Below are 22,486 nucleotides of genomic sequence, written 5' to 3'. Positions count from 1 at the left end.
CGACTGATTCGAATCCCGCTTATAGCGAAATGCCTGGCATCGCGTGTTGGCTTCTTGATAAACAGAGTGGTGATTCAAAAATTGGTAGGGAATAAATTGCTACGCTATTACCCGATGCGTCGCTCCTTCGCGAGTATCTTGTTTAACGCCCATGCTCCAGTAAGACGGTTTTCCCTACCGCCACCTCCCGGCGAAGAGCTCGCCCATAAGATTTAATGAGCGACTTAACTCCCAGCTCAATTTCAATGGACGAGTCGTGGAGTTACGTGATGCTGCCCTTGTGAAAGACGCAAGAATTCGCGAAGACTGGCACGTCCGTTTTCACGCTGGAACGTAGCGAGCACGTACCTGGAGTTCTCCGTCGTCATTACCCAGAACCTCCCCTCACGCTCAATTTTCAGAACGTCAGAAGTCCTGATCAGATGGCCATCGCCAAACCGCCCGTACTGGTCTTTGCGCTTGTGGCCAAAAACAACACCGATGCCTGCGCGAGACCTGATGGAAACACCGCAGAGATAGGCGGTCGCTGGCACATCAAAACCTTGTTCCTGGGCTTTGATTATTCGCTTGAGATCGAAGTCCGTATGGCGTTTTCCGTGGAAATTCACATCTAGGGTGTCGAGCATTTTTGCGCTCCAATGGGCAGTCCATATGGCGTTATCAGGAATTTCCCACGCAACCAGAGGTGCTGGTATCGTGGGGGATTACTGGTAAATTTCAGGCTGATCGAATCATGCTTGAGAGAAAGACGGGCCTCAGGTTGGCCAGCGCCTCGATCTTGAAGTCTTGCTGGTGTGAGGTGTGATACACCGCCCCCTTAGCCACTTCCAACAAGCAAACCTCAAAACCTGACCTGTCCTCACCAACGGATACTTTGGTTAACCGCTCCATCTGCCAGCCCCCGGACTTATTCATCCAAGATGGCGTCACAGCCATAATCTCGGTAATAGCTAAATCCGCACCCTGACTTACCAAAATTTTTTGAAGCTGGTGGGTGTCGTCAATCATCATCACGCACTCGCTGAACCGACCCTCGTTTTCGACGCTAAGGGTTAAGTGATACCAAGGCGTTCGAAGCAGCCTTGAGACTCCACGCCATTGGGACACGCCCTCCCCGAACATTCCTGGGACGCCTATCAGGTCGTTGTCTAAGGTTCTGAACATGTGTCGCCTCAAACTGCTGGAGCACGTCAGTTGCCCAGCAGAACCGGTTGGTAATCAAAAAAGGGAAAATATCGCTTCGATAGAAGCAGACTTACGATGGCCTGGCCCGAGCAAAACGTAGACGGAGTTGCGTGTTTCGAATAGGTAGCCTTCTTTGAAAGCGGTGCCCATGCTTGAGCGCACCCAATGACCCGGTTCGAAACGCCGTTGCTCGTCGTCCACGACTTTGTGGGCAAACATGAAAATTGGTTGGCAGCCTGTGGCAGCTACTTTGGCTCGCTCGGCGTCGGTGAGGATGGCGTCAAGGATGATCCACTCCTCGACGGCGCATAGGGGCATCCATTTGTAGCGCTTTCTGGCTGCAGACATCGCGTCTTGGAGGCTAACTTCTGAGCCAACTAAAGAGGCTCCAGGGTCTCCGAAAAGCCCTGTATCGATCACTCCAACCATGTACAGCCTCCGAAATATTTTACGAGTAATACGCCTGCTCAGCAGAGGCTTGCTGGAAAGTCCGCGCGCCGGTCTTCATGCCCAGCGAAACGCTCTCATCTAATTCCCATAAATTGCCAAAACGAGCTTACGGAAGCTTCGCAATGGGCCGTCCTAACTGCTGTATGCGCAATACTACCTCATTCTGGCATTTAACGGAAACCCTCCTGTGTGGCTATATCCTGACTTTTGAGTGAGCCATGCAGCTTAGAATCGCACTCGCGGGCGCCATCCGAGCACTGCGTAAGCAGCGTCAACTTCGGCACGAAGACCTTTCTGACGCCTCCGCGAAATCCAAACTCAGCGCCCTCGAGCGAGGCGAAACAAGTATTACTCTTGAGAAGTTCGAGAGCCTTGCTGAGGGCCTTCGAATAAACCCTCTGGCCCTCCTAGCTCTTTGTATGTCCCAACAGCAGGACACCCCCTACCCTGTCCTCATTGATGCTGCTTTAAAGCAGCTGCAAGCGTTTGACAAAGAAGGAGGTCTTGGAATTCTCGCTGAACAGCTCACTGATGGAGCGGTTGCCCCCCGTAAGCCTGGAAAGCCTCAGAACAAGGGAAGCGAAAGCGTCGTTCGCGAGCTTAAGACTGCTGGAATGAATCAATCGCAAATTGCGCGGGAGACGGGGCTAGCTCTATCGACTGTGCATCGATACTGGAAGAGGATTAACGCTACCGAATCTAGAGCTGATTGTTAGAGGACAATGCTGGATTGACGCAGGTGCTCTCAAAGGGGGCGGTGCGTTGAGATTGAGCTTGGCCTACACGACAACTCGAGGCCAAGCGGAAAGATCGGTTTGCCGCCAAATGGCTTCGATCACTGGATAACCTTATTTCCGGCTTAATCCACAGTCCCCCCCCTGCGCACGCGAACCTCATAAGCGATGGTGCCAGATCTTGATTCAATATTTACATAAATGCGACATTAATGTCTTTTTTTCGACATCATGAAATCTCTGCCCTTGAATTCGTTTTTCAAAACCGGAGATCTATATTTTGAACTCAAAAGAAAAGCAGCATTGCCTGGGCCTCCCCAGTTTTATGTTCTAAAAACTGTCGTGTTTGCTGGTTGCTTTTCAAATCTGATCCTTCGATCTATAGGATTCTTGAGCTCATTTTTAACAAAATGACATCGTTTAGGGTTGCGCCTCCGCCCCCTCATAACTACTCGCCCATTTGGGGCCGAAGGCCCCGGCTCCTTTTTGGCATCAAAAGCTAAGCTTTTCACTTACTTTTTTTGGTAAATCCGAGGCTCTGCGTGATCGAAAATCGAAAAATCCAGCGAATCAGCAAGAGGCATAATTTCGCCCCGAGCCTTCGTAACTATCCCCAGCATCAAGGACTAGAAATTTCCTCTGCGATATACCGCACACCGCTGAGTCGCCGTTGATAAATAAACACCGCCTCAGTGGCTCGAGGTTTCTCTCAGCAACGCCGGATGAATGGTTAGATAGAATTCCCGAATCAACCTATATTTGCGAACACGTTACATATGTAAAACCTCACCTAGCCACCACTAAGCCACATAACATTGATTCTTGGCTATATCGTTAACCCAAGGTAGCAAAGTGATTAGCCGTAAGCTGCAAACTTTGTTTTATAGTGGCAATGCTCATTTTTTACTTTGCAACTTACATTCTAAGACTGCGCCCCTACGCGCAGTTACTACGGACATGCCGCCCAACCCAAAAAACTTTGCCGATGACAACTTTACCATCAACGACTAGATCTCTATTATCTCAGTATAGATTTCAACATCCTCATAGTTAAGAGTATGCCCTAGGCATACCGTTTAAATAATACGAGTGCTCCTTGACGCCCAGACAAAAAACATTTCTCATGTATTGACAGGCCGCAGGTACGACACCGGGCTTCAGAAAAAATGGGGGTGCTGACGGTCATGATGGCGAGCACCTCCGAGATGTTGATATGCAAAAAAAAATCGCTCAGGGCACAGGCCATGTCGTTGAAAAAGAAACCGCGCAAATCTTAAATTTTTCAAAACTACGCCTGGAAGACTTGTGCAGGAACTTTATTGAGCAAGCACATACTGATGACAAAAATCACCTCTGCAGTGCTAATGAGAGAAAAAGAACTGTCCTGATTACTAGGGTTAATAATTTCGGCAGCACTCAGAAAAAGCCTGCATCTAATGATTGACGCCAGCAACTTGAGAAGCAAAATGGCAGACGAGATCAACTGCTACACCGCCGAGGACATCAGCGAGCTTGCCAAGGTAACTCTTGAGACCCTTGCTTACTGGAGAAAACACGGCAAAGGCCCGAAACCTATACGCTTCGGCTCTGCTTACTTATATCCAAAAAACGCTGTGATGGAGTTCATTGGTAGTTTGATGGAAACTGATTCTGACGACTTTATCAGGCGCTGCATTTAAAAAACAAGGGGGCCAGATGGCCCCCTTGTTTTTTATGCCGGGGCGCCATTCATATCACCGAGCTTCTGCAAGATCAGAGCGAGCTGGCTGCCGACATTTTTCAAATCTCCCTGTTTGAGATTTAGAGCATTGTAAGCTGCATGAACATCAGTCGCTTTGACGTGTGTATAGCGCTTCAGTGTTTGCCAGTCGCGATGGCCACTCATTGAAGCGACCTGGGGTACGTTAAGGCCAAGGCCAAAGAAGTCGGTAATTGCTTTATGCCTTAGGTCGTGGAATCGAACCGGACGTGTTACTCCCGCAACTGCCCTTGCACGAGTGAACGCGGTGGACACAGACTTGGGATTGTAGGGAAAAATGCAGCCTGACTGGCGACTCCCAATGACCGTTTCGACTATCTGCCAGGCAGATGGAAGCAATGCAACTGTCTCATCGTTACCCTCTTTGTCACTCGGATGCTTACGGTCACGAATGATGACAGTTTTATTTTCCCTGTCTAAATCTTCAATTCTGATCCCACAGATTTCCGACTGTCGCATGGACGTGTAAAGTCCGAATTTGATGACCTTGGGCATGTCGATCTTTTGGCGCTTTTTGTTGGCGTAGGCCGCAATAATGGCGTCAACTTCTGACTGAGTCGGCAAGCATTCAACCTCTCGGCTTTTGATCCTCATTTTGTGATTGGTCTTGAGGCTTTTCCGAGCTTTGTCTGCAAGGTCGGGATCTACATCTAGGTGCTTACTGTCATAGCAATAGCGAAGGACAGATGACAGCAGGGAGAGATCACCGGCGATAGTCTGGCCCTGTACGCCCTCCTTTTTCCGATCATTGATGAACGAATCCAGGTGGCTCTTCGAAAGCCGTTCGATGCCGATTTTGCCAAATCTTTTCTTCAACGCCTTGTAGATAAACAGCGCGCTCCGCTGAAGGGTTCGCCCACGCTGTATGTAATCGAGGTAGTCATCGATATAATGAGCGACAGTTGAACCCTTGGGGGCCGCCGTCCTGCCTGTAGCCTTGATCTCTTCAAGCTGACGCTCCTTCTCCTTCGCGAATGTCTTCGCAAGCTTTTCGGTCACGAACGTTGCGCTGATCGGGGTGATGCCCTTTTTCCGAATGAGGGCGCGCCATTTGCCACTGGGGAGCTGGTGTATCGAAGCCATACTTGTGTTCACTCAATGTTCATTAACCCGTACCCCGATGCATACCTTTTTGCACACGGCGTGTACCCCAGGTGTACCAAAACCGTCATTTTGGCCCTGAAATGTACACGCAGGATAGCACTAAAATATGCTGGAGACCTTTAAATACAAGGCTTTATGAATCGTAAATTTAGTGTAGCCCCAATGATGGATTGGACCGACCGTCACTGCCGCTTCTTCCTACGCCTCCTGTCGAAGAACGCCCTGCTCTACACCGAAATGGTCACCACCGGCGCTCTCCTCAACGGCGATCACGAACGCTTCCTCCGTCACAACGAAGCCGAGCATCCTTTGGCGTTGCAACTCGGCGGTAGCGTCCCCCTCGACCTGGCCGCCTGCGCACGCATGGCGCAGGAGCACGGCTACGACGAGGTAAACCTCAACGTCGGCTGCCCAAGCGATCGCGTACAGAACAACATGATCGGCGCCTGCCTGATGGGTCACCCACAGTTAGTGGCGGATTGCGTCAAGGCCATGCGTGACGCGGTGTCAATTCCAGTAACGGTCAAGCACCGCATCGGCATCAATGGTCGCGACAGTTACGAAGAGCTGTGCGATTTCGTCGGCACCGTCCGCGATGCCGGGTGCACGAGTTTTACCGTGCATGCGCGGATTGCGATTCTGGAGGGGTTGTCGCCGAAGGAGAATCGTGACATTCCGCCGTTGCGTTATGACGTGGCGGCGCAGTTGAAGGCGGATTTTCCGGAGTTGGAGATTGTGCTGAACGGCGGGATCAAGACGATGGAGGCTTGCCATGAGCATTTGCAGACGTTCGACGGCGTGATGTTGGGGCGCGAGGCTTATCACAATCCGTATGTGCTGGCGGAGGTGGATCAGCAGTTGTTCGGCAGTTCGGCGCCGGTGATCAGTCGGGCTGAGGCGTTGGCGCAATTGCGTCCTTATATAGCCGAGCATTTGGCGGCCGGCGGCGCGATGCATCACATCACGCGGCATGTGCTAGGCCTGGGCACGGGGTTCCCGGGGGCGCGTAAATTCCGTCAGTTGTTGTCGGTGGATATTCACAAGGCCAAGGATCCGCTGGCGTTGCTGGATCAAGCCGCCGAGTTGCTTGAAGGGCGTTGATGCCCTCCCCCAGTTTCAACCAGGCGGTTTGATCCGCCTGGCTTGACCTTCACCCCGCCGCTGCCGCTGTCCAGTTGACCCAACCAAACGCCCACGTCGCCAGAATCAGCAAACCAAACGCGATCCGATACCACGCGAACGCGGCATAGCTGTGGTTGGCAATAAATTTGAGCAAACCGCGCACGGCGATCATCGCGAAAATGAACGCGGTGACGAAGCCGAGCGCGAACACCGGCAGGTCGTTGGGCTGAAACAAGTCGCGGTATTTGTAGCCGGAGTACACGGCGGCGCCGACCATGGTTGGCATGGCGAGGAAGAACGAGAACTCGGTAGCGGCTTTGCGTGACAGGCCGAAGAGCAAGCCGCCGATGATGGTCGAGCCGGAACGCGAGGTGCCGGGAATCATCGCCAGGCACTGTACGAAACCGACCTTGAGCGCGTCAGACCAGCGCATGTCGTCGACGTGCTCGACGCTGATCACATGACTGCGTTGTTCGGCCCACAGCATCACCACGCCACCGACCACCAGCGCCACGGCGACGGTAATCGGGTTAAACAGGTAATGGTGGATGGTGTCGGCGAACAGCACGCCGAGTACAACGGCGGGTAGAAAGGCGATCAGTAAGTTGACGGTGAAGCGTTGTGCATTGCGCTCAGTGGGCAGGCATTTGATGATTTCGAAGATCTTCGGGCGGAACTCCCAGACCACGGCGAGAATGGCACCCAGTTGAATAATAATGTTGAACGCCATGGCGCGCTCACCACCAAAGTCGAGCAGGTCGGCGACGATGATCTGGTGGCCGGTACTTGAGATGGGCAAGAACTCGGTGAGGCCTTCAACCGCACCTAATATCAACACCTGGAAAAAAGTCCAGAAATCCATTAATCCTCCGTCAGAGCGCTCGTGTGAGCGACCGGGTAATAACACTCAGGGCTTGAGTATCTGCAATTAAACAATTGGCCAAAATGAAAGATCAAAAGATCTCAGCCTTCGGCAGCTCCTACATTTGAAATGCATTCCCCTGTAGGAGCTGCCGAAGGCTGCGATCTTTTGATCCTGAAAGAATAGGTCTAATGAAATGCCACACTCAAGCCATGTTAGTAATCGTCGGACGACGAACTACGCAGAAAATATTTAGGAGCCGAGTGGCAAAAAGTTAGTCCAGCCAATAAAGTGTGATGAATCTCACATTCACGCAGATGGCCAAACAATGGCAATTGGACATTAACAAAGCGATGGCCAGCGATTCAAAATAGTGGCACCATTGCATATCGCCACCATCTAAGCGCTAGTTCACCTATCTGACAAAATCAACTAAAAGCTTGAAAAGCTTAATTATTGTTAGAAAACTCGGGAGCCACGTCTAAAAAGCGCGTGAATGTTACCAATTGTCAGTCACAGATGAGAACCGGTGCTTTAACATCCCGATGTCAGCACTTAATTCGAGTCAATGCATGATGCTCTCTGGGAACTTAGCGACTAGAAGTCCGCGCCCGCAAAACGACGACCCCGGTGTTCTCACTTTGGGTCGTACCCGTGGCGTGGCCGAACATTTTAGAACGCTGGTGGCCAGGCATGTGCGCAGCGATATGGCACTAGAGGTCGATGCGTACACTCGTTCATTTCAGCAGAATGATTATTCTGGGTATCGCGCCATTTTCCTGGTCATCGACAGCCCTCAGGCCCTCGAAGACAATTTGGCGCTGGTGCAAAGCGTTCGCAGCGACAACTTGAAACCGATCATTTGCGCAGTGATCACTGGGCGCGGCGCCTTCAACAAGATCAAGTATTTTCTGGCCGGCGCTGACTTTTGTATCAAACTCAATACCCTCTCTGAGGACAGCGCCGAGTTGCTTGCCGAGTTCTTCAACAGTGAAGAGTGGCAACGCGATATCAATCTGACACTCGACCCGACGCGCATTTGCCTGATGGGCTCCCGCCAGAAACTTGATATCTCGTTTGCCGAAATGAAGATCCTCGAAGCCTTTGCGCAAACTCATAACCACATTCTGAGCCATGATGAAATTGCCAACATCATGGGCCTCAACCCCAATTTCTACGACCCTCGAGCGCTGGAGAAATCGATCAGCCGCTTGCGTGGAAAAATCAAGGACATGTATGGTACCAACGCGATTCAGAGCATCCGCGGCCATGGCTATCGCCTGCTGCGGGGTCTGATATCGACTGCCTGATTCAATGGCAGCCATCCCTTTTGCATACGTACGAAGGATCGTCCCATGCAACGCTATCGTTTTATCTGTACCGCACGCCTATTAGAAATCAAGCGATTGAATGAGCGCGACAACACTAACCATAACAATAACTCCATAACATAGCAGCAGATCGAGTGGAACTTATCGAGGGCCATCATTGGGCCCAGACCCTGCCTATCGATTACTTCCGAGGAAGTCATTGCTCGCCTGCCGATTGACCCTTTTTAGCCAATTTTGGTGTGTATTCAGGAGAGAGACATGGAAACTAGTACAACCCTCCCAAGAAAATATTTTGTTGTCGTGACTAATAGCACAACGTCGCAACGTGAACTGGAAAGCATTTTGTCCAGTGAACGCTTCAATTCATTTGGCACGTCTCAGGCACAAATGTTTATTGAAGGCTCCGCTTCGCCCTCTTCCGCCCCGACCGTGATGGAGTTCACATACCCAAGCGTTAGTCGAAAGAACGTCGCACGCACGATTGAATATGACACCCAGAAAATCATCGCCACCCTCGAATCCGAATGGCGAGCCGCGCAAATCGCTAATCCCTTTCAGAGCAATCCATCGGTAACCGGCGAGATAATTCCCGCCAATGCTGACGATACGCCTGGCAACGAAACCTGGCATCTGGACAACGATCAAGGCGCACTGGTCAAAGACGATGTCGAGATCAGTCTCACCGGACTTGAAACAGCACTGGTTAAAAAAATGCTCAGCCATGAAGAACGGGTTGTCAGTCGAGACGAGTTGATTCTGAGCATCGGCCGAGAGCCGGAGCAATATCGCGGTCTGGAGATGTGCCTGAGCCGCCTGCAAGACAAGTTCAAAATGGCCAGTAAGGGTGAACGACTGTTCCGCGCGGTCAGAAACCGTGGTTATTGCCTCATCCAGGAAGTCGTCGCCTAAACACAGCCGACCGCCCAGACCAGATAAACAGATAAAAGTGCGATTACAAAAACAACAAGAGCACTCTGTTTGGTTTCAACTCCCTCCTTTAATTAACACTCCCTGCCTCCACCCCTCCAACAGTAACAAATACGACATCCTTTATTCACCCCCTGCTATTCGACCTTTTCTAACAATCAGCTTTTAAATATTTAAAAGTTGGCACTATGCCATCTTGTTAGAACTCGTCAGACACCCTTATCGCCAATAAATTAGTCTATTGACTGACGACAGTTCGACCTATCGGCGTTGTTACCTCAGGACACTCGCTACAACAAAAACAATAAGCCTGTTTAACAACTCGGATTTCAACTGTTGAAACCTGAATGGACGTCTTTTGGGGATATCGTATGGATCTTTCTCTTAGTATCAATCGAAGCACGGGCCTCAAGGGACTGACCTTTTGGGGCCAATGGGCGCTGGCGCAGGGCTTCGTTGTAACGCTGTTGTTCGTACTGGCTGAACAGCACACTGGAAGCGTCGCGTTCTATTACCGGATGTGCGCAACCTTGGCGGTTTTGGCTTCGGTGCCGGCTTATACGTTTAGCGGTGTTTATCGCAAACGCGACAACTACCTGACCGGGTTGGGTCGGTTGTTCATGGGTTGGTCGATGACCATGGCAGCGCTGGCCTGCATCGCGTTTGTCTGCCAGGCCGATGAGTTGTTTTCGCGGCAGGTGATTCTGAGTTGGGCGGTGTACGGCTTCCTCGGCCAGGCGTTTTTGTACGCACCGCTACACGCGTTTTCGAAGTACTACCAGCGCTCGCGTAAAAGTGAGCACAAGACGCTGATCGTTGGCACTGGCGAACTGGCACTGGGCTTGGCGAAGAAGCTCAGTCTCTCGGAAAACCTGCCGCTGGTGGGACTGGTGAGCAACGGCACCCTGCCCGCTCTGGCCTCGGATGCACCGCGCGTCGTTGGCGCTCAGGAACAATTGCTGGAGCTGATCGAAGCACACGACATCCGCCGTTTGTACATCACGCTACCGCTGTGCGAAGCGGCGCAGATCGAGGCGATGTATGTCGATTTGCTCGGCGCCAACGTTGATGTGGTCTGGGTGCCGGATCTGAACGCGCTGACGCTGCTCAATCACTCGGTGAAAGTCGTGGATGGTTTGCCGGCGATCTACTTGAACGAGAGCCCGCTGACCAGTCGCCCGACCGCTGCGTTGAGCAAAAGTCTGGTTGAGAAAACCGTGGCGTTGCTGGCGATCATCGCGTTGAGCCCGATCCTGCTGATCATCGCGCTGGCGGTAAAGCTCAACTCGCCGGGGCCGGTGTTTTTCAAACAGGATCGCCATGGCTGGAACGGCAAGGTGATCAAGGTCTGGAAATTCCGCTCGATGAGCGTGCACGACGACCGCGAAGTGAAACAGGCCAGCCGTAACGATTCGCGCATTACTGCGGTTGGACGCTTTATTCGCCGCACTTCGCTGGATGAATTGCCGCAGCTGTTCAACGTGCTGCAAGGGCATATGGCACTGGTCGGGCCGCGTCCACATGCGGTGGCGCACAACCACTTCTACTCGGGGAAAATCCTCGCGTACATGGCACGTCACCGGATTAAACCGGGGATCACCGGGCTCGCACAAATCAGCGGCTGCCGGGGCGAAACGGACACGATCGACAAGATGCAGAAGCGTGTCGAGATTGACCTGCAGTACATCAACAGCTGGTCGTTGTGGCTGGATCTGAAGATCCTGGTGAAGACACCGTTTACGCTGTTGTCGAAGGATATTTACTGAGGCCGGTTGCGCAAATGCACGGGGACGAAAGTCCCCTTTTTTGTGCCTGGGATTTGGGTTGGAATCGGGATTTTTGCGGCGGCACACAACCCTTGTAGGAGCCGAGCTTGCTCGCGAAGGCGGTGGGCCAAGCAACATCGATGTTGAATATGCTGACGCCTTCGCGAGCAGGCTCACTCCTACAGGGGATGAGTGCTCGGCCCAAGATAGGTGGCGTGGCACATGCCCTTGTAGGAGCAGAGCTTGCTCGCGAAAGCGGTGGGTCAGGCAACATCGATATTGAATGTGCCGACGCCTTCGCGAGCAAGCTCGGCTCCTACAGGGGGTTTGTGTTGATCACAGGATAGCGGGAATGCCACAAATCATTGTAGGAGCAGAGCTTGCTCGCGAAAGCGGTGGGTCAGGCAACATCGATATTGAATGTGCCGACGCCTTCGCGAGCAAGCTCGGCTCCTACAGGGCATTTGTGTTGATCACGGGATAGCGGGAATGCCACAGATCAGTGTAGGAGTGAGCTTGCTCGCGAAAGCGGTGGGTCAGGCAACATCGGTGCTGGATGTGCCGACGCCTTCGCGAGCAAGCTCGGCTCCTACAGGGGGTTTGTGTTGATCACTGGATAGTGGGAATACCACAAATCAATGTAGGAGCAGAGCTTGCTCGCGAAAGCGGTGGGTCAGGCAACATCGATATTGAATGTGCCGACGCCTTCGCGAGCAAGCTCGGCTCCTACCGGGGATTTGTGTGGGTATCGGATAGCGGGAATGCTACAGATCATTGTAGGAGTGAGCCTGCTCGCGAAAGCGGTGGGTCAGGCAACATCGGTGCTGGATGTGCCGACGCCTTCGCGAGCAAACTCTGCTCCCACAAAGATCACGGGTTACTCGGTGATTTTCTCGAAGTTGCGATAGAACATGTCCCCTTCCCGGCTATCCGTCATCGAGTGCAGTTGGAAGCTGCGGCTCAGTCTGGCGCCACCGTCTCGGGTCAACGGGGCCCACACCAGGTTGGCGCGGCGCATGGTCGACATGCTCATCATTTCGTCGAACGGGATCGACAGGTACAGGCCTTTGTCGAAGCTACCTTCACCGTATTCGGCGCTGTTGGCCGTGGTGACCGTCGCCCACGCACCAAAGCGCACGCCGTTGAAAAACTCTCGCGAGATATCCACGGTACCGCCCCAATCCCCCGCCAGATAACGACCGACACTGACGGCTGCTAACGTATCAAACGGCAGATCCGTGTAACCGGTGATATGCCCGGTCACCACCGAGTAATCACGCAAACCCAAACCCTGATCAAAATCACGCTGGCGCACCCAGTTCAGATCCGCGCCCACCGACCAGCGTTCACCGGTCGGGCGGAACAACACCTCCCCGCCCACGCCGGCAAACATCGACTCCAGATAACCGCCGTACACCATGCCGTAGAGGTCTTTATCCAACTGCTCGGCGTGGCTGACCTGGAACAGCGGCATGGTCACATCGGAGGTGGTCAGGTACTGCCGCAAATCCGTGCGCACACGGGGTAATCCGCTCGGTGCGTCGTAGGTGAATTTGTCGAAGTTGTTGGCCAGATTGGCGCTGAGCAGACCGCTCCACCAAGTGTTGCGATTGAAGCGGTATTCGGCATCCGCATCGGCACTGAATTGATAGAGCAAACCATCCGGGCCGCCGACGTTCTGTTTGAAGCCCAGACCGACGCCGTAACTGAAATGCTGCGGCGCTTCGGTGTAGAGGGTTTTCTCGTTGTGTGGCATCGCTGGGTTGATCTCGGTGGTGCGGTGCAGCGACTGCAGCGGTTCCTCGTTGTTGATCACTTCGCGGAAGGTCTGGCGCGGCACGCTGGTTTCTTCCAGGGGCAGGTCGTAGCGCTTGTTGACCACGGTGAACCAGTCGATATCGTCGTTGACGCTGTTATCGAGAATCCGGCTCGCACGCCCGACTGCCTTGGACGAATGGAAGTAACGCTGCTGCTCGCCATACACGATCAGCTCGGAATCGCGCTGGGCAATGCGCTCGACTTTATAGCCGGCATTCTGCTGCAAACGCTGCGAGACGTTGGCCCAGTCAACCTGCTCCATCGACGTGGTCGGTGCCTTCGCCGGCAGCGGTTCCGGGGTCGGGTCGTAGGTCTTCGCCGGCGCTTTGCGGCTGACGAAATTGGTGTGAAAAGTCACGCCAAACATCGCCGTATTACCGCGCTCCCACGCCGCGCTGAGGTCGATCGAATCCGTGACTTTGAACACTGCGCCGAGGTTGATCGGCGAGTCCTGTTTGATCTCGTTGTCCTTCGGCTCGTTTTTATAGTCGTTGCCTTCGTATTCGAGCTTCAGGCTGAGACGATCCCACGGCGTCTGATAGCTCACACCGCCGAACAGCGAAGGCCGGCCACGGAAATACGAACCCGCGTTGACGTCACCGGTGCCTTCGGTTTCCGGACGGGTTTTGAAGCGATCACTGGCGAAGCCCAACGGGTTGTCGAAGTCGCCGCGATTACCGATGTAACCCCAGGCGATGCCGGCGCTGAAATCAAAATTGTCGAAGCGTTTGTTGGCGACGAAAAACTCACTGGAGAACAAACCGGTACCGCCGATATCTCGGAAGCCCAACGCCACTTCCGGCGCCCAGTGGCTCTCCTCCCACAGCCGGACTTTGGCGTCGACTGCCTTATCCTTATAGCTTTGGCTGCCGCTGAGGGCCTCCGAGCCGTACGGCCGGTTGGTGATCGCGGTGTAGCGAAACGAGCCTTCGAGCCAGTCCAGCGGCTGCAACGAAACGCTGTAGCGGCTGTACGGATCGGTGCGGTTGGCGTTGACGCTCAACTCGCCGGCCGGGGCCATGCGTGCCGTCGGCGTCTGCAACAGACCGGCGCCGCCGAAGTCATTCTGGGTAATGCGCGGCTCTGCATGAGCCAAACCACAGGGCAATAACAACACAGCTGCAAAACGTAACTTCAACGAACCACCTCGGCCAGCTGCGTGGCAATAAATTCGGCCAACTGCTGATTCAGCTCAGGGATAGGCGGATCAAGATCATCATTTTTCAGCGGCACCAGAATCTTGCTGCCGGCCACGGGAAAGTGCCCGGATTCGCGATTCCAATGCGCAATACCGACGCGCTGCGAAGCGCCGTTGGGCTGGATCAGCCACAGATAATCGGCCTCGGCATCGCTGGAAATCGCACAGCCTTGCAGGTACTCGCGAGCTTCCTGCAACGGCTGATACGGCAGGTGACACGGCGCGTCGACAGCACCGACCACTTCCACCTCATCGACGCGTGTCGGATAGATCAGCCGATCGCCATCGTCGAGACGAATGTTGCGCGCGAAGCCGACTTCCAGCGCCACCGGATCGAGATCGGCAATCTGCCGCCCGGTCACCGGCATCTGCCGAACCTCGTCGGCAACACGCTGCGCCAGCGCCGCCCGGCTCGGTCTGTCGAAAAGCAACGCCATGCGCCGCAGCACATCCAGATCAAACAGCACGCCGACCTTCAGCCGCGTCTGTTGCTCAATCAGCGATTGGCGCAGCAAGCCGCCCGCCAGCCAATAACCTTCGGCATTCGGTACGGCAACGCTGATCACATCGAGCAAACGCCCACCCGCCGGCAACTCGACCGGGCCCGGGTTGGCGACATCGCCGCTGACAATGACGGCGGCCTGACTCGCACCTGCGACCAACAGCAAAAAAGCGGAAAAAACCCTCAGGCGCTTCACGGCAAATGCCTGCGATCAGGGGTCAGTTGCACGAGCTTCACCCGCAGTTGCGAAGTGAGTTGCTGCTCGCTCTGCACGATGAAACCGTCACGCGGATCGACCCAATAACGGTTGGTCGCACTGAGACCAATGGCCGGAGCGTCGATCTGCTCGTCGACACGCAGCACGGCGTAGTCCTTGTCCAGAATGGTCAGGGTTTCAGTGGCGCGGCGGGTGAAGCGACTGTTGACGATCACCCCCACTTCCTGGCCCTTGTAGAGATCGATCCAGCGCCGCGTGGTGAAACCGTCCGGCACTTGATGCAGGCCTCGTTTGAACGGCGAGTTGTCAGCCAGGCGCGTGCCATCGAGATCGCCTTCCAGACCCAGGCCAATGCTGCGCACAGCGAGGCCATCGCGCAGCAACAACACTTGTTTGCCGGAAGCGACCCAAAATTGCAGATCCTCGCGCTCGCGCACCAGCGCCAAAACGCCGGAGCCGGACGGCGTGGTCAGTTTGAGTTGCGGGTAATTGACCCCGGCCACTTCGGCGGGCGTCACCTCGACTTCATCCGGGCCGACGACCGCGGCCTTCAAGTTGTTCAGCGACGCGCTCATCAGGGGGTTACAGCCGCACAGCAACGCGGCCGCCATCAGGCAGACGCCGATTTTCAATATTTTCACGGACGGGCGGCCTTATTTGCTGTTGTTGCTGTATTCGCTCCAGTTCTTCGCAGCGGAAGCGCCGGTGCCGACAATCGATGCCGACGGCACCAGTTGGCTGATCAGACGGTTCCAGCGAGTCACGTTGGCAGGGCCGACATACACGACGTCCTGAGGACGTACTTCGAAGTGCGAAGCGAGCGCCATGGCGGTCGGCGATTCGGCTTCGAGTTGATAGATTTTTGCCGGCTCGACATCGAGGTTTTCCACGCCGCGAATGACGTACACCGCGTTGCCGTTGGAGGTGGTCTGGCTCAAGCCGCCGACCGAACCGAGCACGTCGGAAAGGTTCATCGTCGCGGTCTTGAAGCTCAACGCGCGTGGCTGATTGACCTCGCCCATCACGTAAATGCGCTTGTTGTCGTTGTACGGCAGATACAGCTGATCGCCGCCCTTGAGGTAGACGTTCTGCAACTCGGAATCCGCTTGATTGAGCGAATCCAGATTGAGCGGATACACCCGGCCCTTGCGGTTGAGCAGCAGCCCGGACAAGTCGGCATTGTTGGTGTCGATGCCGGCAGTGCCCAGCGCCTCGACCACGCTCAGCGGGTTGGTGGAAATCGCTTGTGGGCCAGCCTTGGTGACGGCGCCGGTGACCACGACTTTCTGGCTGGCGAAACGCAACACCGCGACATCCACCTGCGGCTCGGCGATGAACGCCGACAGCCGTTGTTCGATGTCCGAGCGCAGTTGCTGGATAGTCCGGCCGGTGGCCTGAACTTCCTTGATAAACGGGTAGTACAGCGTGCCATCGGAGCGCACCAGGCGGCCGTTGGCATCGATCTGTTGTTGCGCGCCGGAGGGTGCGGTCAGTTCCGGGTGATCCCACACGGTGATGTACAGCACGTCGTTCTTGCCGATGCGGTATTCCGCGGGCGTCGCCAACAACTCTGCCGGCAGCGACTCACGTTTTTGCGTGGCGCGGTTCATGGCAATCAGCTTGGGCGTGATCGGAATCAGCTCGACCCGGCTGCTTTCACTGGCACCCTGACGCGTGATGTCCTGGGTGCTCAGGTATTGACCGGGGGAAAACATGCAACCTTGCAAAGCGAGACTTGCCAACATTAAAAGATAAACACTACGAGTCATAATGGCACTACGCTATTCAAGGGCGAATCCAAAAACAAAGTCACCCGACTCACGTCGGGCGACCTTGTACTGCACTAACAGAACTTTCCTGTTAGTTATGCGTGCCGGTTGTACCGGTGGTACCCGTTGTACCGGTGGTACCGCCGTTGGCACTGCCACCGCTGTTAGACGCCGCGACTGCACTGGCGACCATTGCAGTACTGGCTGCCGGCGCTTGAGAAGCCGCCACGTTGCCACCTACATTGGTCACCGCAGTAAGCGGTGCTTCAGCGGCGGCAGCCCAGTTGCTCAACATCGTCAACAGGGCAACTGCCATCACTTTTTTCATAACAACTCCTTTCTAACATTCAGCCTGTTAAAAAACCGGCGTGTGTTAGAGGTGGTAGCGTTCAAGCCCGCAAATAGCGCGAACAAGATCCGTTGTTCTTTCACAGTCTTACCCAACTGATAAAAGTCGAACGGCAGGTTTATATCTACGGACTTGCAAAAGGCATTGCCAGTGTAATTTCCCGACGGAATCTAACAACCTGACTGAAAATAACATTGGACTTTAAATGGCCATCATCCCAAGTAACCATTGGGATGCGTGGATTGCCAGCGCCAGGTGTCGGTGACCATGTCCTGCAAACTGCGCGTGGCTTTCCAGCCAAGTTCTTTCGCAGCCTTGGAGGCGTCGGCCCAACTCTCGGCAATATCGCCGGAACGACGCGGCATCATCCGGTACGGCACCGGTTGCCCGCAGGCCTGTTCGAAGGCATGCAGCACTTGCAACACGCTGTAGCCATCACCGGTGCCGAGGTTCCAGGTGTGAATGCCAGTGCGTCCGGCAATCGATTGCAATGCTTTCAAATGCCCATCGGCCAGATCAACGACGTGGATGTAATCGCGCACCCCGGTGCCGTCGATCGTCGGGTAGTCGTTGCCGAAAATCGACAACTCTTGAAGGCTGCCGACCGCGACCTGACTGATGTAAGGCACCAGATTGTTGGGGATACCGTTGGGGTCTTCGCCCATCTGCCCGCTGTCGTGGGCGCCGATCGGGTTGAAGTAGCGCAGCAAAGCGATGCTCCAGCGCGGTTCGGCCTGGCTCAAATCGCGCAGCACGTTTTCGACAATCAGCTTGGACTGGCCGTAGGGATTGGTCGGATTGCCGGTAGGAAAATCTTCGCGAATGGGCATTTGCTCGGGTTCGCCGTACACCGTGGCGGACGAACTGAACACCAGACGAAACACCCCCGCCGCCGCCATCGCCTGACACAGCGTGATGCTGCCGCTGACGTTGGTTTCGTAGTATTCCAGCGGCTTGCGCACGCTTTCGCCGACAGCCTTGAGACCGGCGAAATGCAGCACGGCCTCAATGTTGTGTTCGCGGAAAATCCGGTCGAGCAAGGCCCGATCACAGACATCGCCGCGAATCATCCAGGCACTCTTGCCGCAGATGGCTTCTACGGCATGCAACGCCGCATCGCTGCTGTTGCAAAGATTATCCAGCACAACAACTTCATAACCTGCTTCCAGCAACGCAAGTGTGGTATGCGAACCGATATAGCCGGCACCGCCGGTCACGAGAATCTTCATGGCGCGATCCGTCATTTGATAAATGCCAAGTAGCGTGTCAAGCCCGACTGCATGGATATGTGTCGCAATCCACACAAACGAACGACAACAACCGAAAACAAAACTAGTTCAATGACTGGCAATAAATATTTTTGCAGGTCACACTGTATTGCCCGCTACTTATTAGCACTGCAAGTGCACGAATCACTATCAACAGATACCGACTAAAAATAACTAATCAAGCACTCACCGACATCTCATAACATTGTCGGCTTTTATCCCCATGAACAATTGCCATTAATAACCTGACTCAGGTATTAAAGTAAGCCTTCAATCATCATTGAAACTTGCAGACCGAAGTTATGGCCTGCATGCGTCGCCTGTGTTCCATGACTGTCCAGGATACTTTTATGATTCGTAAATGTTTGTTCCCCGCTGCCGGCTACGGCACGCGTTTCTTGCCGGCCACCAAAGCCATGCCGAAAGAGATGCTGCCGATCGTCAACAAGCCGTTGATCGAATACGCCGTTGAAGAAGCACGGGACGCTGGCCTGCAACACATGGCCATCGTCACCGGCCGGGGCAAGCGTGCGCTGGAAGACCATTTCGACATCAGCTACGAACTCGAACACCAGATTCGCGGCACCGAAAAAGAGAAGTTTCTGGCCGGCACTCGCGAGCTGATCGACACCTGCACCTTCTCCTACACCCGTCAGGTGGAAATGAAGGGCCTCGGCCACGCGATCCTCAGCGGCCGTCCGTTGATTGGCGACGAGCCATTTGCCGTGGTACTGGCCGATGACCTGTGCCTGAACCTTGAAGGCGACGGCGTGCTGACGCAGATGATTCAGCTGTACAAGAAATTCCGCTGCTCGATCGTCGCGATTCAGGAAGTCCCGGCCGACCAGACCCACAAGTACGGCGTCATCGCCGGCGAGCTGATTTCCGACGGCATCTACCGCGTCAACAACATGGTGGAAAAACCGGCGCCGCAAGACGCACCGTCGAACCTGGCGATCATCGGTCGCTACATCCTCACGCCGGATATTTTCGACCTGATCGCCGACACCCAACCGGGCAAGGGCGGCGAAATCCAGATCACCGACGCGCTGATGAAACAGGCGCAAAACGGCTGCGTGCTGGCCTACAAATTCAAGGGCCTGCGCTTCGACTGCGGCGACGCCGAGGGTTACTTGCAGGCGACCAATTTCTGCTACGAAAACGTCTACCTCAAGGGCCGCTGAGACGGCTCCCTCTTTTTCATTTCAGGCAGGCCACCATGAACATTGCACAACATTCCGTAGAGATTGAACGCGAGGTGGGCAACCTCGGGGTGATGAGTTGGTTGTCACGCCATCAGCCGTTGCCCAGCGCCAACGAAACCTGGCTGGGCACGATTTTGCTGGTGGAGCGCATTGGCGTGTTCCCGGCGTCCGGGGATATCCGCCGGCCGCTGCGCGATCCGTATCCGTTGCTCGCGCATTTGAAGAAGCGCTATGGCGAGCAGGCGCTGGAGATGGATGACAGCGACGGGCTGAAAGTGATCTTCAGCGACTGGCGCTTCCGCGTGCGGATTTGCTGCAACGACCCGGCGATCATCATCAACGTGGAAACCCGTTGTGATGCACGGTTGATGCCGCAGAAGCTTGCGGAATTGCTCGAACAAGTCGACGCCTTCACGCAAGACTGACCTGATCGTTCCCACGCTCCGCGTGGGAATGCCGCCCGGGACGCTCCGCGTCCCTACGCCGGATGACGCGGAGCGTCACAGGATGCATTCCCACGCAGAGCGTGGGAACGATCATTGTGGGGCGGCATCGCAGCGATTGTTGGCGCCAGTGATCCAGCCGTAGAAGTAATCCGCAATCACCTTCCCGCCCGTTGCCGGCACTGGGTGAATCTTGTCCGGGCCGATCATCGCAGCAGCGTAGCGCTTCACGTCAGGACCGAATGCACATTGCAGGTTGGCGTAACCCAACCGCTGCTCCCGCGCCCAAGGCTCAAGCACCTGCGCATACGCCGACATCGGATAAGCGCTCGAACGCGTGGTGTCCTGACGCATGATCAGGTTGATACTCGCCGCCGGTTGAATCTCGCGAAGCATGCCCACCAGACCTTGAACGTTCTGCAGATACTGCGCGGGTTTGACGCCAAAGCCCTGATCATTGCCACCCAGCATGATCAGGTAAACATCGGCAGGGATCTTCGACACAGCGGCTTTCCACTGGGTCTGCCATTGCGCATCGTTGTGATAGAAGTCAGCGGATGCAGCGCCGGACGCTGCGAGTTTCGAGACGCGCACGCCGTTCTGATCGTTGCTCATCCACAGGCCGAACAGCGTTGGCGTGCCTTGGGTAACTTCCAGTTTGAATGACCAGTCTGCTGCTGCCGGAAGACCCGAGAGGGTTGCTTCCTGAACGCCAGAACCTGCCAACGTCATCGGCTGCCAATCTTCTGAGGATGACCAGCGATAGCGGATCTCGGCAGGTTCGCCACTGCCCAGGTAAAACAATTTAGCCTGAGTGACGGCGGTGTTGATCGCCGGTGTCGGGCTGGCGTTGACTTGCAGCCATGCGCCTGGCCGGCCCTTCACCGTGCGGCTGTCCGGACTCGCCTGGCCCAGACCTGAAACCGTCCAGTCCCCGCCGAAGTATTTTTCACTGCTGCGGGTGTATTTGAAATGCGTGCCGCCGAGCGCGGCGCCATGGTTGAAGCCGATATAGCCGGGCCCGGCAAAACCTACTTCCCCGGCCACGCGCTGCACCAGTTTGTTCAGATAGAAATCCTGGCCGGCGCTGTAACTGTCGCCGATCACCGAGACCGACAACACCTTGCCGGCCTTGCCCTCACGCCACTGGGCAAAACGCTCACGCGCATCACCCACCTCAACCACCGACGCTGCAACGGGTTGAGCGTCATTCACTGCCAACATGCAAAAATTCCTTCCGTCCGTAAGGCCCCTTCGCGAGCAAGCCCGCTCCCACACTGGATCGGCGTCATACACAAATCCCCCTGTAGGAGCTGCGGCACGCTGCGATCTTTTGCTCTTTAGAAGCAACAGCAAAAGATCGCAGCGTGCCGCAGCTCCTACAGGAGATCTCGATATCCACTGTGGGAGCGAGCCTGCTCGCGAAGCTTCTAGCTATTCTGAACCGGCACCACCGGGGCAACGACCACCACCGGTTTCTTCACCGCCGCACGCTCACCAAGAAACAGCACCGAGGTGAAATTAAACCGGCTGAACACCATCGACAACACCACCGGCCCCAGCAGCCCAACGCTCAACCCACCCAACACCAGCAGGCTCTCATCCTTCACACCCAACCGCCCCAGCACCACCCGCGACGTCGCCGCAAACAGCACATGAAACAGAAAAATCGCATACGAATACCCACCCAACCACGTCAACGCCTTCGAGCGCATGCCACTCGACAACAACGCAAAGCAAGACACACACCCCACCGTCAAACCAATCAAGCTACGGCGATCAACAATCAACTCACGATCCAGCGCCGCCACATACAGCAACGTCAGCGAAATCAGCACAAACACCACCGGCCCGATCATCGCGAACCGTTGCTTCAGCGCCTCGACATTCTCCTGCCCGATCATCCCCGCGACAAAAAACGGCAGCAGGTAAATCGCACCGTTTATTCCGAACGCATCAAGCTTGAACGGCGGCAGCAAAAACAACAGCGCCGCAAACGCGAACAACCCATACAAGCGCGTCGCCGAACGCAGCATCCCGCGCCACTCCAGCAGCCCGACGAACATGAAAATGATGAACACCGCCTGCAAGAACCAGAAGTGGTTGATCGGCACCCAGAACGACAGCAACGCGTAGATCACACCGACATCCTTGTTCACCCCCGGCCCCACCGCTTGCAGCACCGAAAACGGCACACCGACGCAAAACAACGGCACGATCAAACGCCGCACCTTGCCGCTGAAGAACGCGGAAAAGTCGTTGCCACGGATTTTGTAGATCGAATAGATGTACCCGGAAATAAAGGTGAACAGCGGCATGCGCACGTACACCATCGAGTCGGCGATCACCCGGAACGGCGAGCCGATATCGATCTTCAAGCCGCCGCCCAACGGCCCGATGACGTGGTAAAGCACCAGCAGCAGGCACGCCAGACCGCGCAGGGTTTCAATCTCCAGGGACTTTTTCTTGCTCGACAT

The 22,486-nt window shown here is 55.1% G+C and carries 22 protein-coding genes; 9 read left to right on the top strand and 13 right to left on the bottom strand.

What is annotated here, in order from left to right:
- Window positions 1-242: 242 nt before the first annotated feature.
- The 3 genes from ACP3TY_RS07115 to ACP3TY_RS07105 form a co-directional block, all read right to left on the bottom strand.
- Window positions 243-626, bottom strand: a complete 384-nt coding sequence (locus tag ACP3TY_RS07115) for a hypothetical protein (RefSeq protein WP_346637930.1) — start codon at window positions 624-626, stop codon at window positions 243-245.
- Window positions 627-717: 91 nt separating this feature from the next.
- The gene (locus ACP3TY_RS07110) at window positions 718-1,011 is read right to left on the bottom strand and encodes a hypothetical protein (RefSeq protein ID WP_426619576.1); all 294 of its coding nucleotides are present in this window, start codon (window positions 1,009-1,011) and stop codon (window positions 718-720) included.
- A 207-nt stretch (window positions 1,012-1,218) separates the two neighbouring features.
- On the bottom strand, window positions 1,219-1,614 hold the full coding sequence (locus ACP3TY_RS07105) for a DUF6957 family protein (protein WP_122595326.1): 396 nt from the start codon (window positions 1,612-1,614) through the stop codon (window positions 1,219-1,221).
- Between the two features lie 239 nt (window positions 1,615-1,853).
- On the opposite strand from ACP3TY_RS07105, the gene ACP3TY_RS07100 reads away from it, so the two are divergent.
- From ACP3TY_RS07100 to ACP3TY_RS07090, 3 genes are all read left to right on the top strand, one after another.
- Window positions 1,854-2,351 (top strand): helix-turn-helix domain-containing protein, encoded by a 498-nt coding sequence (locus tag ACP3TY_RS07100; protein ID WP_426619575.1) that lies wholly within the window; start codon window positions 1,854-1,856, stop codon window positions 2,349-2,351.
- 1,231 nt (window positions 2,352-3,582) lie between these two features.
- Window positions 3,583-3,813, top strand: coding sequence for a hypothetical protein (locus tag ACP3TY_RS07095; RefSeq protein ID WP_346637932.1), 231 nt, complete (start codon window positions 3,583-3,585; stop codon window positions 3,811-3,813).
- Between the two features lie 22 nt (window positions 3,814-3,835).
- On the top strand, window positions 3,836-4,048 hold the full coding sequence (locus ACP3TY_RS07090; protein ID WP_141537467.1) for a helix-turn-helix domain-containing protein: 213 nt from the start codon (window positions 3,836-3,838) through the stop codon (window positions 4,046-4,048).
- Between the two features lie 32 nt (window positions 4,049-4,080).
- On the opposite strand, the gene ACP3TY_RS07085 is transcribed toward ACP3TY_RS07090, so the two are convergent.
- Window positions 4,081-5,223 carry a tyrosine-type recombinase/integrase gene (locus ACP3TY_RS07085; RefSeq protein ID WP_426619574.1) on the bottom strand — a complete coding sequence of 381 codons (1,143 nt, stop codon included), beginning with the start codon at window positions 5,221-5,223 and terminating at the stop codon, window positions 4,081-4,083.
- A 144-nt stretch (window positions 5,224-5,367) separates the two neighbouring features.
- On the opposite strand from ACP3TY_RS07085, the gene dusA reads away from it, so the two are divergent.
- Entirely contained in the window at window positions 5,368-6,333 is a 966-nt protein-coding gene (gene dusA, locus ACP3TY_RS07080; RefSeq protein ID WP_426619573.1) for a tRNA dihydrouridine(20/20a) synthase DusA, read from the top strand.
- Window positions 6,334-6,382: 49 nt separating this feature from the next.
- On the opposite strand, the gene ACP3TY_RS07075 is transcribed toward dusA, so the two are convergent.
- Window positions 6,383-7,216: an undecaprenyl-diphosphate phosphatase gene (locus ACP3TY_RS07075; RefSeq protein ID WP_426619572.1), complete on the bottom strand. Its 834-nt coding sequence runs from the start codon at window positions 7,214-7,216 to the stop codon at window positions 6,383-6,385.
- 572 nt (window positions 7,217-7,788) lie between these two features.
- Between ACP3TY_RS07075 and ACP3TY_RS07070 the strand changes: the two genes are divergently transcribed.
- From ACP3TY_RS07070 to ACP3TY_RS07060, 3 genes are all read left to right on the top strand, one after another.
- Entirely contained in the window at window positions 7,789-8,526 is a 738-nt protein-coding gene (locus tag ACP3TY_RS07070) for a winged helix-turn-helix domain-containing protein (RefSeq protein ID WP_426619571.1), read from the top strand.
- Window positions 8,527-8,805: 279 nt separating this feature from the next.
- Window positions 8,806-9,456, top strand: a complete 651-nt coding sequence (locus tag ACP3TY_RS07065) for a winged helix-turn-helix domain-containing protein (RefSeq protein ID WP_053122003.1) — start codon at window positions 8,806-8,808, stop codon at window positions 9,454-9,456.
- 389 nt (window positions 9,457-9,845) lie between these two features.
- Complete coding sequence (locus ACP3TY_RS07060; protein ID WP_053122004.1) at window positions 9,846-11,240, top strand: undecaprenyl-phosphate glucose phosphotransferase; 1,395 nt, start codon at window positions 9,846-9,848, stop codon at window positions 11,238-11,240.
- A gap of 877 nt (window positions 11,241-12,117) precedes the next feature.
- Here ACP3TY_RS07060 and ACP3TY_RS07055 read toward each other — a convergent pair.
- From ACP3TY_RS07055 to galE, 6 genes are all read right to left on the bottom strand, one after another.
- A complete protein-coding gene (locus ACP3TY_RS07055) occupies window positions 12,118-14,196 on the bottom strand; it encodes a YjbH domain-containing protein (RefSeq protein ID WP_426619570.1) in 2,079 nt (692 codons plus the stop codon).
- Complete coding sequence (locus ACP3TY_RS07050) at window positions 14,193-14,954, bottom strand: capsule biosynthesis GfcC family protein (protein WP_053122008.1); 762 nt, start codon at window positions 14,952-14,954, stop codon at window positions 14,193-14,195. Before ACP3TY_RS07050 ends, ACP3TY_RS07055 begins: the two co-directional genes overlap by 4 nt.
- Window positions 14,951-15,616, bottom strand: a complete 666-nt coding sequence (locus ACP3TY_RS07045; RefSeq protein ID WP_159815505.1) for a YjbF family lipoprotein — start codon at window positions 15,614-15,616, stop codon at window positions 14,951-14,953. The genes ACP3TY_RS07050 and ACP3TY_RS07045 overlap by 4 nt, the downstream gene beginning before the upstream one ends.
- 12 nt (window positions 15,617-15,628) lie before the next feature.
- Entirely contained in the window at window positions 15,629-16,690 is a 1,062-nt protein-coding gene (locus ACP3TY_RS07040; RefSeq protein ID WP_426619569.1) for a polysaccharide biosynthesis/export family protein, read from the bottom strand.
- A 145-nt stretch (window positions 16,691-16,835) separates the two neighbouring features.
- On the bottom strand, window positions 16,836-17,072 hold the full coding sequence (locus ACP3TY_RS07035; protein ID WP_007910552.1) for a hypothetical protein: 237 nt from the start codon (window positions 17,070-17,072) through the stop codon (window positions 16,836-16,838).
- 233 nt (window positions 17,073-17,305) lie between these two features.
- Window positions 17,306-18,322, bottom strand: coding sequence for a UDP-glucose 4-epimerase GalE (gene galE, locus ACP3TY_RS07030; RefSeq protein WP_053122014.1), 1,017 nt, complete (start codon window positions 18,320-18,322; stop codon window positions 17,306-17,308).
- Between the two features lie 389 nt (window positions 18,323-18,711).
- Here galE and galU point away from each other — a divergent pair, with 389 nt between their 5' ends.
- Both galU and ACP3TY_RS07020 read left to right on the top strand, forming a co-directional pair.
- Window positions 18,712-19,545 carry a UTP--glucose-1-phosphate uridylyltransferase GalU gene (gene galU, locus ACP3TY_RS07025; protein ID WP_042560129.1) on the top strand — a complete coding sequence of 278 codons (834 nt, stop codon included), beginning with the start codon at window positions 18,712-18,714 and terminating at the stop codon, window positions 19,543-19,545.
- 35 nt (window positions 19,546-19,580) lie between these two features.
- Complete coding sequence (locus tag ACP3TY_RS07020; protein ID WP_053122019.1) at window positions 19,581-19,991, top strand: mannose-1-phosphate guanylyltransferase; 411 nt, start codon at window positions 19,581-19,583, stop codon at window positions 19,989-19,991.
- 111 nt (window positions 19,992-20,102) lie between these two features.
- On the opposite strand, the gene ACP3TY_RS07015 is transcribed toward ACP3TY_RS07020, so the two are convergent.
- Together ACP3TY_RS07015 and ACP3TY_RS07010 are read right to left on the bottom strand one after the other, a co-directional pair.
- A complete protein-coding gene (locus ACP3TY_RS07015) occupies window positions 20,103-21,233 on the bottom strand; it encodes a GDSL-type esterase/lipase family protein (protein ID WP_426619568.1) in 1,131 nt (376 codons plus the stop codon).
- Window positions 21,234-21,439: 206 nt separating this feature from the next.
- Window positions 21,440-22,486: an acyltransferase family protein gene (locus ACP3TY_RS07010; RefSeq protein ID WP_426619567.1), complete on the bottom strand. Its 1,047-nt coding sequence runs from the start codon at window positions 22,484-22,486 to the stop codon at window positions 21,440-21,442.

Origin of the sequence: Pseudomonas rustica, from assembly GCF_049959085.1 — a bacterium.
GTDB classification, from domain to species: domain Bacteria; phylum Pseudomonadota; class Gammaproteobacteria; order Pseudomonadales; family Pseudomonadaceae; genus Aquipseudomonas; species Aquipseudomonas rustica.
Note: the sequence above shows the minus strand (reverse complement) of the source record. Positions and strands in the feature narration are given on the sequence as shown.